The sequence below is a fragment of the Adhaeribacter pallidiroseus genome (genome assembly GCF_003340495.1).
Classification (GTDB): Bacteria; Bacteroidota; Bacteroidia; order Cytophagales; family Hymenobacteraceae; genus Adhaeribacter; species Adhaeribacter pallidiroseus.
In genome coordinates, this window is record NZ_QASA01000001.1 from 3207281 (window position 1) to 3223290 (window position 16010).

The 16010-nt window shown below is 43.2% G+C and carries 14 protein-coding genes; 9 read left to right on the top strand and 5 right to left on the bottom strand.

Going from position 1 to position 16010, the window contains the following annotated elements; genetic code table 11:
- Positions 1-25: 25 nt before the first annotated feature.
- The 3 genes from AHMF7616_RS12680 to AHMF7616_RS12690 all read left to right on the top strand — a co-directional run bounded on the left by AHMF7616_RS12680 (position 26) and on the right by AHMF7616_RS12690 (position 1937).
- Positions 26-517: a hypothetical protein gene (locus AHMF7616_RS12680; RefSeq protein WP_115373217.1), complete on the top strand. Its 492-nt coding sequence runs from the start codon at positions 26-28 to the stop codon at positions 515-517.
- A 223-nt stretch (positions 518-740) separates the two neighbouring features.
- Positions 741-1181, top strand: a complete 441-nt coding sequence (locus AHMF7616_RS12685; protein ID WP_115373218.1) for a DoxX family protein — start codon at positions 741-743, stop codon at positions 1179-1181.
- 321 nt (positions 1182-1502) lie between these two features.
- Complete coding sequence (locus AHMF7616_RS12690) at positions 1503-1937, top strand: DUF5675 family protein (protein WP_115373219.1); 435 nt, start codon at positions 1503-1505, stop codon at positions 1935-1937.
- Positions 1938-2024: 87 nt separating this feature from the next.
- On the opposite strand, the gene AHMF7616_RS12695 is transcribed toward AHMF7616_RS12690, so the two are convergent.
- Positions 2025-4967 (bottom strand): FAD-binding and (Fe-S)-binding domain-containing protein, encoded by a 2943-nt coding sequence (locus tag AHMF7616_RS12695; protein WP_115373220.1) that lies wholly within the window; start codon positions 4965-4967, stop codon positions 2025-2027.
- Between the two features lie 290 nt (positions 4968-5257).
- Between AHMF7616_RS12695 and AHMF7616_RS12700 the strand changes: the two genes are divergently transcribed.
- The 4 genes from AHMF7616_RS12700 (at position 5258) to AHMF7616_RS12715 (ending at position 8233) form a co-directional block, all read left to right on the top strand.
- Positions 5258-6112, top strand: a complete 855-nt coding sequence (locus AHMF7616_RS12700) for an ABC transporter ATP-binding protein (RefSeq protein ID WP_115373221.1) — start codon at positions 5258-5260, stop codon at positions 6110-6112.
- Positions 6096-6872, top strand: coding sequence for a hypothetical protein (locus AHMF7616_RS12705; RefSeq protein WP_115373222.1), 777 nt, complete (start codon positions 6096-6098; stop codon positions 6870-6872). The genes AHMF7616_RS12700 and AHMF7616_RS12705 overlap by 17 nt, the downstream gene beginning before the upstream one ends.
- Before the next feature lie 15 nt (positions 6873-6887).
- Positions 6888-7289, top strand: coding sequence for a GntR family transcriptional regulator (locus AHMF7616_RS12710; protein WP_115373223.1), 402 nt, complete (start codon positions 6888-6890; stop codon positions 7287-7289).
- 206 nt (positions 7290-7495) lie between these two features.
- Positions 7496-8233, top strand: a complete 738-nt coding sequence (locus tag AHMF7616_RS12715; protein ID WP_115373224.1) for a hypothetical protein — start codon at positions 7496-7498, stop codon at positions 8231-8233.
- 35 nt (positions 8234-8268) lie between these two features.
- Here AHMF7616_RS12715 and AHMF7616_RS12720 read toward each other — a convergent pair whose 3' ends face one another.
- The gene (locus tag AHMF7616_RS12720; RefSeq protein ID WP_115373225.1) at positions 8269-8658 is read right to left on the bottom strand and encodes a cupin domain-containing protein; all 390 of its coding nucleotides are present in this window, start codon (positions 8656-8658) and stop codon (positions 8269-8271) included.
- Between the two features lie 747 nt (positions 8659-9405).
- Between AHMF7616_RS12720 and AHMF7616_RS27510 the strand changes: the two genes are divergently transcribed.
- Entirely contained in the window at positions 9406-9531 is a 126-nt protein-coding gene (locus AHMF7616_RS27510; RefSeq protein WP_262511725.1) for a hypothetical protein, read from the top strand.
- A 115-nt stretch (positions 9532-9646) separates the two neighbouring features.
- Here AHMF7616_RS27510 and AHMF7616_RS12730 read toward each other — a convergent pair whose 3' ends face one another.
- The 3 genes from AHMF7616_RS12730 to AHMF7616_RS12740 all read right to left on the bottom strand — a co-directional run bounded on the left by AHMF7616_RS12730 (position 9647) and on the right by AHMF7616_RS12740 (position 13771).
- On the bottom strand, positions 9647-10042 hold the full coding sequence (locus AHMF7616_RS12730) for a hypothetical protein (RefSeq protein WP_115373227.1): 396 nt from the start codon (positions 10040-10042) through the stop codon (positions 9647-9649).
- Positions 10043-10336: 294 nt separating this feature from the next.
- The gene (locus tag AHMF7616_RS12735) at positions 10337-10531 is read right to left on the bottom strand and encodes a hypothetical protein (protein WP_147275678.1); all 195 of its coding nucleotides are present in this window, start codon (positions 10529-10531) and stop codon (positions 10337-10339) included.
- 228 nt (positions 10532-10759) lie between these two features.
- Entirely contained in the window at positions 10760-13771 is a 3012-nt protein-coding gene (locus tag AHMF7616_RS12740) for a serine hydrolase domain-containing protein (protein ID WP_115373229.1), read from the bottom strand.
- A gap of 555 nt (positions 13772-14326) precedes the next feature.
- On the opposite strand from AHMF7616_RS12740, the gene guaB reads away from it, so the two are divergent.
- Positions 14327-15796, top strand: a complete 1470-nt coding sequence (gene guaB / locus AHMF7616_RS12745) for an IMP dehydrogenase (protein WP_115373230.1) — start codon at positions 14327-14329, stop codon at positions 15794-15796.
- Positions 15797-16010: the final 214 nt, after the last annotated feature.

Consider the following 16010-nt stretch of genomic DNA (forward strand, 5'->3'; position numbering starts at 1 on the left):
TAACTATTTCACTTAAATTAACGCTATGCTGGCTTCAGATTTTGAGTTATTGCTGCAGCGCGCGCTGCATACCCCGCAACCCGATTTGTTTGACAAACCATTACCCCAAATTTTTAAAAATTTTGATCAGGCGGAAAGTCGTGTCCGGCAAGGTGGCCCGGTAAATAACGAATTGCATTTTGCTTTTGAAAAAATTAGGTTAGGGGTAGCCACCGCATTAATGCAAATTTTTACTGATTTAGGCGGTGGTGAAGTGAGTGAGAAAGTACTAGAGGTTTTAAAAAGAGCTGCCAAAGCTACTTCTATTAATCAAATTGATGCGATTATTCAAAAGGAAAATAAAGTATTTGAAAAGCTTTTTCAAGATTTATACACCAACACCGAAGGTGAATTAATCTTGGATTTATTTGCCCGAACCTTAGAAGCAGATTCTCGCCGCGAAATGGAACAGATTGTCAAAGAAATCTTACAAGCTTTACAAAATCTCGAGTTTCCGGACGAAGAAGATGACTTGTAAACCAGGTAAAGTGCAGGCAGCAGTTATTCCATTTGCATCTGAATTTTATTTTTACGATTTCGAACAAACTAAGTAAAAGGACCAATTGAAAGTTACATTCCAATATTGAAAATACAAGGTTAAATCGCTGATATTTAATTTATTATATTTCATTTTGTCTTGATACTGGTGTCTTACTACTTGTGTCCATTTACTTAACAAATACTCCTGATTACGCTACACTATGATTTTTTTTCGTAACTATTATCCCACCCGCCACTTCGGTTTACTATTATTGCGGGTTGGCATTGGTTGGGCTTTTATGCTGCACGGGTATCCGAAAGTAAAAGGCGGGCCCGAATACTGGGAACAAGTGGGCGGGGCGATGGCCAATGTGGGTATCACGTTTGCTCCTGTTTTCTGGGGATTTATGGGCGGCTTTACCGAGTTTGCCGGTGGCTTTTTGTTGCTGCTAGGCTTGTTTTTCCGGCCAGTTACGCTTCTGCTTTTTATGGCGATGTGCGTAGCCACTACCATGCACCTGCGGCAAGGCGATGATTTTAATACGTATTCGCACGCCTTAGAAGCAGCCATTTTATTTATCAGCTTATATTTTATTGGCCCCGGAAAAATTAGTTTAGATCAAAAATGGTTTGCCCCACCGCCGGCCTCCCCTACTCGGTAAACATTTTTTAAATTTTTGCCAACAAGTAAACTTTAAATTAACACGCTGCACAAAGCTTTCCGGAAAAGCTTTGTGCAGCGTGTTAATTTAAATAGAAGTAAAAGTTAATCAAACAGAAACCTGCCAGATAAATGCGATAACCAGACTCCTCTTTTTATATAGAATATTTAAGTAAAATACTTATCCTCAGGTAACTACTGGCAAAATACTGAAAAATCAGTATTGCGATTCCTTTTTGGGGGTTAGATATTTACCACGGTATTGGGGTCGTTTTATTTAATCTAACCCAAAAGCAGGTCGCTCATTTAAAAGGTTTTTTGTATGCAGATTAAAGTGGTTCGTTCGGTTTATACGCCTACTTCTACGTTAGGTAAAATGTTTATTAACAATAGTTTCTTTGCGTATACTTTAGAGGATACTGATCGGAATTTAAAAGGTGATTGCCAGAAAAAGCAAAAAAGTAAAACGGCCATTGATAGCGGTAACTACCAAGTGGTGCTTAATTTTAGTAATAATTTTAAAAAATATTTACCGCTTTTGCTCAACGTGCCGTGCTTTGAAGGCATCCGAATCCACGGTGGCAATACCTGCGAAGATTCGCTAGGTTGCATTTTAATTGGCGAACATAGCAACATGCAGGATAAAATCTGGAATTGTGCCAGTAAGGTAAATAGTTTAGTGGCTTTGTTAAAGTCTGTAGAAAAGAAAGAAAAAATCTGGATTGAGATTGCGAAGGACACGGCTGCCGTAGCCTGAAACCCGACGCCAGCCTTAACGCTGACTGCCAGAATCCTTCCATCATTTTAATTTTTTAAATTTTTCTTTAGCAAGCGCCTTTCAAAGCTACTGTAACAAGGCATCCCATAATATTTCAACGGGGTGTAAGGCTTGCCGCGAAGTGCCGTCTTTAATTTGGTGGCGACAAGAAGTTCCGGGAGCGGCAATCAGTTCTTGCGGACCGGCGGCCCGTACCGCCGGAAATAAAACCAGTTCGCCAATTTGCATGGACACGTCGTAATGCTCGGCTTCGTAACCAAACGAACCCGCCATGCCGCAGCAACCCGACGGAATAATACTCACTTCGTAATTTTGGGGTAAAGCCAGTAAGCTGGCCGTGGTTGTTTGCGACGATAAAGCTTTTTGATGGCAATGCCCGTGCAATTTAATGTGCCGGGCCGCGGTAGTAAATTGCTCCGACCGAATAAAACCTTGCGCTACTTCAGCCGCCAGAAAATCGTCGAGGTAAAAACTACGGCGGGCCAAAGCGGTAGCTGGTGTTAATAGCGGGTCGGGTACCAGGTCTAGGTATTCATCTTTTAAAGTCAGGATAGCCGAAGGCTCCAGGCCTACAATTGGCGCCTCTTTGGTTACCACATTCCCGAGCAGTTCCACATTACGGATGGCAATTTTCTGGGCTTCCCGCACTAATCCTTTAGACAAATAGGTACGGCCACTTTCTACGTGCTCCGGAATAATAACGTCATATCCCAAAGCGGTAAGCAGTTTGATAGCTTTAATACCTATTTCCGCATCGTTGTAATTCGTAAACTCATCCGCGAAAAAAAACAATTTGCGACCTGGGGTGTTGGCGGCGGATTTTTTCCGCCATTGCCGGTACCAGCTTTGTAAAGTAGTTTTGGCCAGCGGCGGCAAAGAACGCTGCGGCGCAAAGCCCATTACTTGTTTAGCAAATTTACCGGTAAATCCATTATTCATTACCTGGTTATAAGCCCAAGGCACTTTCGAGGCTAAGGCATTTAAACGGGTAAAATTCCCAATCAGGCGCGTACGCAGGGGCGTACCGTTCGCATCGTAATAATGCTGTAAAAACTCGGCTTTCATTTTGGCAATATCCACCCCCGACGGACACTCGGACTTGCAGCCTTTGCAGCTAAGGCACAGATCCATTACTTCTTTAATCTCGTGGTGGTTAAAGCCGTTTACGCTGCCATCCTGGGTGAGAAACTGGCGCAGGATATTGGCGCGCGCGCGGGTGGTATCTTTTTCCTGGCGGGTGGCCATGTAACTGGGGCACATCGTACCGCCGGTAAGCTGGGTCTTACGGCAATCGCCGGAGCCGGAGCATTTTTCGGCTAAACGTAAAATATTGCCCTGGCCCGCAAAACTAAAAACCGTGTTAATCTGGGGAGTAGCTTGTTCCGGCACGTACCGCAGAAATTCGTCCATGGGGGGCGTATCTACAATTTTACCCGCGTTAAAAATAAAGTGAGGATCAAAGATCTGTTTTACTTCCCGGAACAAATCGTACACTTCCGGTCCCATAATCTGCGGAATAAACTCCCCGCGCAAGCGCCCGTCGCCGTGCTCGCCGCTTAACGAACCATTGTATTTCTTCACTAAATCTACTGTTTCGGCCAATACCTGCCGGAACAAGGTTTTACCCGCCGTGGTTTTCAAATTCAGCATGGGTTCTACGTGCAGTTCCCCGGCACCGGCGTGGGCGTAATACGAAGCTACTAAACCGTGGCGTTGTAAGAGCTGGTCTAAATCGGTTACGTATTGGGGCAAGTCCTCGATGGCAACCGCACAATCTTCGATTAAATTTACGGGTTGTTCGTCGCCGGGCATATTGCGCAGTAAACCTAAGCCTCCTTTGCGTACGTCCCAGGCTTTAGCCGCATCGGCTCCAAATAATATGGGGTAAGCGTAGCCCAAAGCAGCTTCTTTTAACTCCTGCACCAAGGCTTCGGCCATCAATAAACATTGTTCGCGGTTATCGGCAAAAAATTCGACCATTAAGATAGCCTGCGGATCGCCTTGAATGAAAAAACGATTAGGCTGTTGGCTCAAATTATTTCGGGTAAAATCCAGAATGCGTTTATCTACTAACTCCGAGGCGTACACATCGTGGCGCATGGCCACCAGATTAGCTTCCAACGATTCGCCCACACTGCGGCAATGAATGCATAATAAGGCATTTTCGGGCGGGGGCAGCTCCATTAATTGCAGTTTAAGTTCGGTCAAAAAGCACAGCGTGCCTTCGGAGCCAGCAATTAAGGAGCACAAGTTAAACGATTTCTGGTTCGTTGAAAAAGGAGCAGTTTCCAGCAAGGCATCCAGGGCGTAACCCGAATTGCGACGGGTGATATTTTTATGCGGAAAATTAGCTTGTATGAAAGCTTGATTTTCAGAGTTTTGGAGCAACCGAAACATTTTTTTAAAAATTTCTCCGGTTAGGCTATCTTCTTGTTGTATTTGATTTAGTTCAGGCTCACTCAGCGCCTGAAAAGTAGTTTCTTCGCCGTTGCTCAACACTACGGCAGCTTCCAGCAAGTGGTCGCGGGTAGCGCCCCACCGGATGCTGTGCAATCCGCATGAATTATTACCCACCATCCCCCCGATCATGGCCCGGCTCGCGGTAGAAGTCTCCGGCCCGAACATTAAACCAAAAGGTTTCAACTTTTTATTCAAGTCATCGCGAATAACGCCGGGCTGCACCCGCACCCATTTTTCCGTAGGATTGATTTCCAGTATCTGATCAAAATACTTCGAAATATCTACCACAATGCCCTTACCTACTACCTGGCCCGCCAAAGAAGTACCCGCCGCCCGCGGTATAAGGGTAACCTGCTTAGATGCCGCAAATTGAATAAGCGTTTTAAGATCCGCTACGTCTTTGGGTAAAGCCACCGCCAAAGGTTTTTCCTGGTAGATAGATGCATCGGAGGCATACACCAGCCGCATGGCGTTATCCAGGCCGGTCTCCTGATAGTAAAATTCCCCTTGTAAAGTTTTTTGTAATTCCGAAAGACTAGCTGGCGCCATGTTTAATTATTCTGAAGTGGTGGATTAGCTCCCGGGAGCCGACCGACAACTTACAAAAATACACATAATCTATTAGCCCCTGCTACGGCTCCGCATAATTATAAAATCGGCTTTACCGGAATCTAGGCTTATCTCTTTTTTAAATTTAGGTGGCTGATTATCGAGCTTTGTTCTTCTGGCAGAAGGTTTTTCACCAATGGAAAAATAAATTTTTAAAAAATTTGGTAAAACCAGATCTTTGAATACATTTGTAGTGTACTATTTAACTAATACACTAAACCAATCCTATCATGATTCAAATCAACAGTTTAAGTTTTGGCTATTCGCGCCAGTCGCTGCTCTTCGAGAATCTGCATTTAACCTTGTATCCGGGGCATATTTACGGCTTGCTCGGGAAAAACGGAGCGGGTAAATCTACGCTGTTGAAGAACATGATTGGGCTGGCTTTTCCGAAATCCGGTACTTGCCTGATTAACGGGCAACCGGCCGCCAAGCGCCTACCCACCGTACTGGAAGATTTGTATTTTATTCCGGAAGAAATTTACGTACCCGCCTTAACTGCCGAACAGTTTCTGGCTCGCACGGCGGGTTTTTATCCTCAATTTAAACTTACGGAATTTTATAGATACCTGCAGGAATTTGATGTACCCACCAACAGCGTCCTGGACCGGCTTTCGTTTGGGCAACAGAAAAAATTTATGATTGCTTTTGGCTTAGCTTCTAATACCCGCTACCTGATCATGGACGAACCCACCAACGGCTTGGATATACCTTCGAAAGTGCAGTTTCGCAAAATTATGGCCTCAGCCTTAACCGAAGACCGATGCCTGGTTATTTCTACCCACCAGGTACGCGACCTGGATAGCCTGATTGATACGGTGCTGATTCTGCACAACCGGGAAATTGTGGTAAACCAGGAACTAGATAAAATTGCCGAGCAGCTCACCTTTACTACTATGCCCGCCACGCTGGGAGTAGAAGCCCTGTACGCCGAAGATTCGGTACGCGGCAAACAGGTTATTGTACCTAATAAAGGCGGCACCTACGGTAAAGTAGACATGGAATTATTATTTAACGCTGTTATCAGCGGCAACCCAAAAATCACGAAACTATTAAACCAGCCCGTTTATGAACAATCATTTTAGTTTTACTCGTTTTAGCCGGGTACTGGCCAAACACACCGCCGAATATCTGAAATGGTACCTGATGGCAGCCGCGGTGCTCACCGGCGCCATGACTTTAATTCTGGGTTTTGTGGCTTACATGCAAAGCTACCCGGTGGATGAAGAAGAGCAAACCTTACTGTTTATTTTTAGTCTGCTGGGGGCCGGCAGTGTTTTTACCAGCACCGTTTTTGCGCACCTGGGCGATAAGAAAAAAGCCATGGCCGCGCTTACTTTACCCGCCAGCCATTTCGAAAAATATTTAGTGGCCTGGTTGTATTCTTTTTTAATTTTTAGTGTGGTTTTTACGCTTAGTTTTTACCTGGTTGTAGGGTTAGTATTAAACCTGGATAATCCGGGCGCTGAACCCGTAAAATACCTGAATATATTTTCTACGGAAAATGAAGTTTACTTAGTTTTTTTAATTTTTGCTTTTATCCATGGTATCGCGCTCTGGGGATCGGTGTTTTTTCAAAAACTGCACTTTATAAAAACGGCTTTTGCATTTTTTTTGGGGCTCATGCTCCTGGTCTTTCTGAATTACCACGGGCTGGAAATGCTTTTAAATCGCGACTTAATGGTAGCAATGCCTTTTAACAACATCGGCTTTCAAGATAAGGATCAGTATTATTATTTAGACTTACCGGAAATCAAACCATATTTTACCAAGCTGCTGCCAGTGGTACTGGGCCTGATTTTCTGGCTGGCTGCTTATTTCGGATTAAAAGAAAAGCAAGTTTAAGAAGGAGAAAGAAGTATGGAATTTAGAGAAAACGAAGCGATTTACCTGCAAATAGCCGCTTACGTGAGCGAAAATATATTACTGGGCAAATGGCTATCCGAAGATAAGATCCCCTCGGTGCGGGATTTAGCCGGCGAGTTGCAAGTAAATCCCAACACGGTTATGCGTACCTACGAATTTTTACAAAACCAAGAAGTAATTTACAACAAACGCGGACTTGGCTTTTTTGTAGCACCGGCCGGTGAAAAAAAAATTAAAAACTACCGCAAAGAACGCTTTCTGCAGCAAGATTTACCGGAGTTCTTTCGCACGATATTTTTACTCGACATTAGCCTGGAAGAAATAGGAAAGCGCTACGAACAGTTTAAAACAGACCATTTTGATACTGGCAATGGCAATGGGGCAACTAAAAATTAGCCAAACTTAAAGCAAGAAAATGTGCGACTTTCTGCTGGGTCCTGGCTCTATTTTAAGTAAATGGCACGGAGTAAATTCAAGTATCAGTTAATTATTTTAAAATTTAGGGGCTCCACCTTTTCTCAAATAACCATACAGAAGCGATTTAAGCCCAATTAGTACTCTAATCAAAAGCAATTTATAAAACCGAAAAAACTGATAAAATTATGTTACAGCATTTAAAAACAAGTACCATTCTATTGCTTACGGCAGCCTTTATTTTGCTGGGTTCGTTGGTAGCTTACAACATGGCTTTAAAAACGGAATACAACAAAGGAACCTACAAAGACCCTTACCGCAATTTTGTTACTTTAAACTACCGCGACTTTGATCAGATTATAATTAATCCGGCCACCGAGATAAATGTAAAGATATTGTCCGGCGACTACAAGGTACAGGTTCACCCATTCGTTACCGATTTTGTTCAAATTAAGAAAAACGGCCAGCATCTACAGGTAGACTTGGTTTACCCCAAAGAGGAAAAACGACAGCCGTACGGTGATTTAGTAGTTATTACCTGCCCTAAGTTAGATAATTTAAAAACCAACGCCTTCTATAGCATCCAAGGTAAAAAAATAACGTCAACCAAATCCTGGGATGATAATACCGTAACGGTCCAAGGATTTCAGCAATCCGCATTCAGTTTGCAGCAAGACAAAGCCACGGCGGTAAAATTATCGGGCAATAAAATAACCCGCTTAGAGGCAGTAGTGGGCGTAAGTACCGGCAGTTCGGCCCGCTTAAACTTAGATAAAACCAACCATATTCAGGAAGCCCACCTGGATATCCGGAACAAAAGCGAATTGGTAATTGAAAACTTAAACATTCCTAAACGGCAGTACCAATTTTCGGACAGTGCCCGGGCTACTTTCACCGGCTCAGCCCTAGGTATATTGGCGCAGTAAAAGCAATTTTTTAAATTTTAAGCAGTAAGCAGCATCTACTTGCGGGAGTGGACTTCGGGAATCTGCAGGTGCTGCACCGTATCTCCCTGAAAATCAAACTCGATTAGTACAGCCGGCTCCTCGCCTATTACCCAACCATCGTGGCCGGGTTCAATAGATACCACCTGCGGGGCAATAAAGTCTTCGGTAAAGCCATCGGCGTATTGAATACGTAATTGCCCTTTGGCTAAGAAACCGGCGTGGGCGTGCATGCATAATTCGGTACCAATAATCGGCTTCATATCCGTAGACCACCGGAAGCCTACCGGATAAATAACCCGTTTTACCCGAGCAGCCCCCGTTTGCATGTAATCAAGATGTACCCCGCCGACTAAGCGGTGTTCGGCACCATTCATGGGAGCCAAAAGAGGATCGGTGCTATTCATGGTCTTTGAATTTGGTTGGTATTAGTTTTATTTAAAAATATTCTAGTTTGTAATTCTAAATAGGCAAGAAAATCTACAACTAATTGCCTTATTTACACAACTGTGCTCCCATCTGAATTACAGGAAATATAACTATTTATAATATAATAGCAAGCCGCTTTATAAACTATGTTACCCTACCAGGCAGAAACCGGTTAGTTGTTAAAAATAACTCTTGCTTCGCGGTAGAATTAGCTAAATAAAAAAAGTTTGATTTTTTAAATATAAGTAAAACATACTTCCACAAAAACGAATTAAGAAGTAATTTCAAAGCAATTTGTCTCTTGGCTTCATACACTTCCCAAAAAAAAGTACTAAATACAAGTTTTTCAATCTATTTACGTTAAAATAAAATTACAATTACCGGCACTTTTGCCGCTTTAGTAGAAAGCTTTAGCTCCTTGCTTATTTATTGTTTATTGCTGTTACAAGTTATAAAGAGTTATCCCGGTAGAACTTATTCCAAGTATTATGCGGCCCGCTTTTAAGCCTTCACCACCTTATTGAAATTGGCCGAAACAATATAATCTCCAATTAATTACATAACTTTTTTACCCCAACCAAGTATACAAAATAGTAAAATTACAAGAAGTTGGTAAGCTTCGGCTTTTAGCGGACATGAAACGTTTGAATTACTTGAAGTTAGAACGATATAGCTTAATCTGTCAAGCGCGGAAAATTTTTAGCCGAGCTTACGAGGATATTACAATGGTTATCTTTTATGATGCGCAGGAAAATTACCGCTTAGTAATAGCGGATAATAACGAATACATTATTTCTGAACGGGAAGTTTCGCGTGCTGAAGCCTTTAGAATCATTAATACCCGCCCTTGAGCAAAGCCTACCATCGTTTTTTTAAATTTAAAGGTTGTTGCTAGGGGCCATATAGTTTATGAAAAGCTAACGTTTTTTTACTTCTCAGTAGAAGACACCATCCGGCTATTTTAGGTTAGATATACCTGATTTTGGGCTTTTGATCTTGCAGCCACTCACTTTTATGTTTCAAAATAAAATCATCAGTCAGGTAATATTCCGCTAAATGATATACGTGCTCGGGATTAACGAAATGGATGTAATCCTTTAAAAAGTTATTAAACAACTCTTCGATAAAGGGTGAGTTTGGTACTGCTTGCAGCAAGCCCATTACTATTTCCAACAAATACTCGGTTCGTTCCTCTTGGGAGTTGCCCCGCGGCCTTATTTGCAAACCAGCCTGCTCACAAGCTGCTATTTCAGGTATATAATTATATTTCTTGAAAGTAGCTCGTAGTTTTTCCAGTATATCCCGGTAAATTTTATCGGAACCAGAAAATTTATTATCCTTAGATTTTTCCAACTCGCTCATGCCAGCGTGTACGAAAAAAAAGAAAAAATTGATGTGCTATTGGGCTAAATTAGGTTAAAAAGGCGTATCCACGCACAAAACTTTTATTAAACTTATCTACCGTGTAATGGAAATATACTATTGCTAAAAACGTATTGCGATTCGATTCCAATACAAAGAAGTAGCAATCCCATACTTTTTTTAAATTTTTTAAAATTTATCAAGATTTTTCTTGTTTTAGGTGCAAAAAAGTAAAGGCACTTCCCCATAATAAATATTCTTGGGGAAGTGCCTTTATTATTATATCCGCATGCATTAACTGCTGCTGGTCGGATCGGGACCCGTACCTCCAGCCGACGGATCGTTGGAACGGGTATTATAACCCGGAGGAGCATCGGGGCGCGCGGAAGTAGCCGGCGAGTTAGGATCTTTTTTAGATTTATTCCTGACGCTTAAAAAGCCTATGATTAAGGCAATAATAATGGCAATAATAACAACGGTAGTTAGCATATCTTGATTTAGATTATCGTACAAATAAATTATAGCTACTACTACCTACGTACGCTGTAAAAGATAGGATACTACCATACCCTAAATTGGTTAAATAAACAGCAAAGCCGCCGCGATTGATTTGCTGTTCTGCATTCCGAAATATAAGTTTAAGTAATAGCGGGCCGTTTAAAATTTAAAAATAACCCGTATCAATTATTGACTTCCCTCCTGAATACTCCTGATGGTTTAGTTACTACCTAAAGCTTTTTCCTTTGTCTTATTTTTCTCAGCGGCTTCGATGGCATCGTAAATTACTTGTTGCACTTCGGTGCGGGTATTTAAATCACTTAGTTTGCTGTTATTACGCGTCGGGTTTACCCGGTTTGATAAAAAAACATACACCAAATCATACTTCGGATCAATCCAGGTGAAAGTACCGGTAAAGCCACTGTGGCCAAAGCTTTCCGGACTGGCTCCTTTGGCCGCATTGCCGTGCTCAATGTAAGGCGAATTAATCCGATCGAAACCTAAAGCCCGGCGGTTGGTAGGGCAAAACTGGCAACTGGTGTAGGTATTCAGGGTAGCTTCGGAAATATACCGCCGGTTTCCTGACTGGCCTTTTCGCAAATACATGTGCATTAACTTCGCCAAATCGTTGGCGTTGCCAAATAACCCCGCGTGTCCGGATACCCCCCCCAGCATGGCCGCCCCTTCGTCGTGCACGGTGCCGTGCAGCAATTGCTTCCGGAACAGCGAATCGTACTCAGTGGGTACAATCCGGCTTTTCGGAAAATACTTTTCCGGATTAAAAGTTAAAGAAGTAGCCCCAAGTGGCCGGTAAAAATTTTCTTTTAAATACGTCTCGAACTTCATACCCGTCAGGCGTTCTACAATTAAAGGGTACAGAATAAAAGATAAATCGGAATAAACGTAACCGGGCTTTTCGTTTAAAGGGGAATTCCGGATTTTTTTGTATAGCTTTTTAGGATAGCGCCGGTGCATGTACAAATTTTGGGCAACTTTAGACGGGAAGCGAGCAGAAGAATCGGCTTTAAAAGTATACCACTTAAATTTACCATTTTTCTTCATGGTATCTTTCCAGAAAGGAATAAAAGGCGTGAGCCGGGCCTGGTGCGTGAGAATATCTTTAAAACTTAAATTTTCTTTGTTGGAGCCTTTAAAACCGGGCAAATAATCGCCTACTTTTTTGTTAAAATCAAATTTACCTTCGTCCTGCAGTTTCATTAAAGCCGCCAGCGACGTAGAAATTTTCGTCAGCGAAGCCAGATCGTACAAGTCCGTGTTGCTAACAGGCGTTTTGTTTTCGTACGTATGGTACCCAAAAGCTTTTTGATATATAACATTGCCGCCTTGGGCCACCAGCACCTGCGCTCCCGGAATTGCTTTGGCCTGAATAGCGGCATTTACCAGAGAATCAATGCGGCTAAAAATTTTAGAACTTAAGCCTACGTCTTCGGGCGAGGAATATTTAAAACGCAACCCGCCGTGTGTAGCCAAACCGTAAGTAGCTTTAAAGGTACGCGTAACCGTAACCGGCAACTTGCCGTCCGCACTTAAACCGCCAAATATAACTTCGGCCGCTACCTCCTGGGCATTCGGTGATTCTTGGTAACTCATTATAACGGCGTTCAGTTTTTCTAAATCCTGGAACTTAGCTAAAGAGTAGGCATTACCAAATACACTTAAAATAGTTTTCTGCCCTTTTGCTAATTCTTTTATAAACACTACCGTTTCGGCGGAAACTCCGTAATTATTGACTGGCCGCACGCCTAAATCATGGGCTCCGGCAACTATTACATTGTAGTTTTTAAGTTTATTTTTTAAATCCTGCAGGTAATCGATGCTGGCATTAGGTGGCAGATAAAGGTTTTGCACCGGAGCGTACCGTGCCAGCATGCGCTGAAAAGGAGTTTCGGTGTTTACCCCAATAGCTAAAGCCGCAATTTTTAAAGTATCCAAACTACGGAGAGGCAACGTGTTATGCACGTTGCGCACCACCGTAACCGAAAGTTCCGAAAGTTTGCGGTTCACATAATCGGCATTAGCGTTATTTAAATCTGCGTACAAATTTTTTAAATTTACGGGCTTATACTGGTGTAAACCTGCCCAGTATTTTAACGCTAAGATCTTTCGTACCCGGGCATCAATTTCTTCTTGCGTAATTTGCTTTTGCACAATGGCTTCTTTTACTAACCGGATGGCCAAACCTATATTCTCGGAGAACTCAATGATATCGTTCCCAGCTAAAACTGCCCGTAAGTCGGCTTGCCCGTCCGGAAAATTCCGGGTAACGCCTTTCATGTTCATGGCATCGGTAAAAACCAGCCCTTTAAAATTCAGCTCTTCTTTTAATAACCCGGTAACAATGGGTTTAGATAAAGTAGAAGGCAGATTACTCGTGGTATCCAGGGCCGGAATATTTAAGTGGGCCACCATTACCGAGCCCAGCCCTTCTTTCATCAGCTCCCGGAAAGGATACAATTCCAAAGAATCTAAGCGCCGGCGGTTATAATAAATCTGCGGCAAAGCCAAATGCGAGTCTACGTCGGTATCGCCGTGACCCGGGAAATGCTTGGCGCAGGCCAGAATGCCATTATCCTGCAAGCCTTTCATGTAAGCAATGCCTTTGCGGGTTACGTTTTTCTTGTTTTCGCCGAACGACCGGAAATTAATGACCGGATTATCGGCATTGTTGTTTACATCAATTACGGGAGCAAAATTTACGTGCATGCCCAACCGCTTAAACTGGCCGGCTACTTCTTTTCCCATTTCGTAAATGAGTTTCTCATCTTCCAGGCCCCCGATGCTCATTTGGTAAGGAAAACGGGTAGTACTATCCAGGCGCATGCCTACCCCGTACTCCGCGTCCATGGCAATGAGCAGGGGCACTTTGGCTAAGCTTTGGTAGCGGTTGGTGAGTTTGGCCTGCCGCACGGGGCCACCCTGAAAAAAGATTAAACCGCCTACTTTGTACTGCGCAACCACCTGCGCGATAGAATCTTCGAAAGCCCGGTTCCGGTTAGAGTAGGCCGCAATCATGAACATCTGGGCAATGCGTTCTTCGGGGCTTAAAGTAGCAAAAACCGAATCGACCCATTTTTGGTTGGTTTGCAGAAAAGCCGGGGGCACCACTATCTCGGGCTTAATCGGAACCGGGATTTTGCTTTTTTTGGCTTGTTGCGCAAGCGTAGTAATAGCAAACAGAATAAAAATCAGGGTGATCTTACAAACTCTCAAGTCGGATAGTCATTTAATCTACTTACAAGAATTATTTTAACATAAGGCTGGTTGATTTCCTAGCAATTTGCTCCGAAATACAATAATAAGCCTGTATTCCAAAGGTAATAGATAAAACTGGCACCTGAAATCTTCTGTTTGAATTGTTGCGGAAGAATAGCTGCAGCTTACGCTTTTCGGTTATATTATGGTAGATAAACCAGTCAGAAGCCGATTTTTAAAAAATACGTATAAGGAGGTTAATATTTAGACTTCTGAAATTTAAGTTGGCTCATATAATGATACAGCTACGAAAAGTCCGAAATCAGTCGGAAATTTCTCGCAATTTCGATTAACGCTTGTTCAGCTTTACCTTAGCTTAAGGCGAAAAATTTAAAAAATCGGCCCAGCTAAATATTCTTCCGGCCATTTGTTCAAGTATTATAATGCTATCAGCCGGATTTTGCCGGATTTAGAATAAATAACAAGAATTTTTAAATAATTAATACTTTAGCAAGATTGTTATTAGATTTATCGTAACTTTGCGCTGCAAATAGGAACCCTAACGTATTTGCAATGCTTACCTACCAATCCAAAGTACTTTTTGAAGCCCTCACCTACGACGACGTGCTTCTGCTGCCTGATTATTCAGAAGTTTTACCTAAAAATTGCAATACTGCTACCCTGCTTACCCGCAACATTCGGTTGAACATCCCGTTTGTATCGGCCGCGATGGATACGGTAACGGAAGCTGACCTGGCGATTGCTATGGCCCAGGAAGGAGGCATCGGCATTATTCATAAAAATATGTCGGTTAAAAAACAAGCCGAACAGGTTCGCAAAGTCAAGCGCTCCGAAAGCGGTATGATCATGGATCCGGTTACCCTCACCGACGATTCTACGCTGGCCGATGCGTTCCGGATCATGAAAGAATTTAAAATTGGCGGCATACCGGTTACTAACGCCGACGGTAAGTTAACTGGCATTATCACTAACCGCGACCTGCGCTTCCAGAAAGATACCACCCTGAAGGTATCGGAGGTAATGACCAAAGAAAACCTGATTACCGCGGTTAAAGGAGTTGATTTAGCCAAAGCCGAGGATATCTTACAACAATACCGCATCGAGAAATTACCGGTAGTGGATAAAGATGGCAAACTGATTGGTTTAATAACCTATAAAGATATTCTGAAAAAGAAAAACCGCCCTAACGCCTGCAAAGACGAATTTGGCCGGTTACGGGTAGGCGCTGCGGTAGGTGTTACGCCCGATGTATTAACCCGCGTAGCGGCCTTGGTTGAAGCCGGCGTAGATGTGATTAGTGTAGATACCGCCCATGGTCACTCCAAAGGCGTTCTGGATGCGGTAAAAGAAATAAAACAGCATTTCCCGAATTTAGATTTAATCGCCGGCAATGTAGCCACCGCCGAAGGTGCCAAAGCCTTGGCCAAGGCCGGTGCCGATGCCGTAAAAGTAGGCGTTGGCCCCGGCAGCATTTGTACTACCCGCATTATTGCCGGTATTGGGGTACCGCAACTCTCGGCCGTTATGGAAGCAGTACGGGGCTTGGAAGGCACGGGCGTTCCGGTAATTGCCGATGGTGGTATTAAATTTTCGGGTGATGTGGTAAAAGCTATTGCGGGTGGCGCCAGCACCGTAATGGTGGGTTCTTTATTGGCCGGTACCGACGAAGCTCCCGGCGAAATGGTGATCTACGAAGGCCGTAAATTTAAAACTTACCGGGGCATGGGCTCCATCGAAGCCATGGAAGAAGGCTCGAAAGACCGTTACTTTCAGGATGCCGAAGACGATGTAAAAAAATTGGTACCCGAAGGGATTGTGGGTCGGGTGCCGTTTAAAGGCTTAGTGGCCGAGGTTATTTACCAGATGGTGGGTGGTTTACGGGCCGGTATGGGATACTGCGGTGCCCCGGATATTGACCGTTTAAAAGAAGCCCGTATGGTAAAAATATCGGCCGCCGGTTTGCGCGAGAGCCACCCGCACGATGTACAAATAACCAAAGAAGCGCCCAACTACACCCGTTAGGTAATTTTTAATTTTTATTTCATAAAATTCACCAGTACGTATCGGCTTAAGCAAGTTCATTTTTTTGTGTAACACCAAGTAGTACAGCAGTAATTTTTTAAAAATCTGTACTGCTTGGTGTTTTCTTTTGTTCTATTTGCAGCCATAACTGATTCGGGAAGTGCATTCCTGTTTTTACCAGTAAGCTTTTTTTCGCTAACATTTTTAGAAGTTT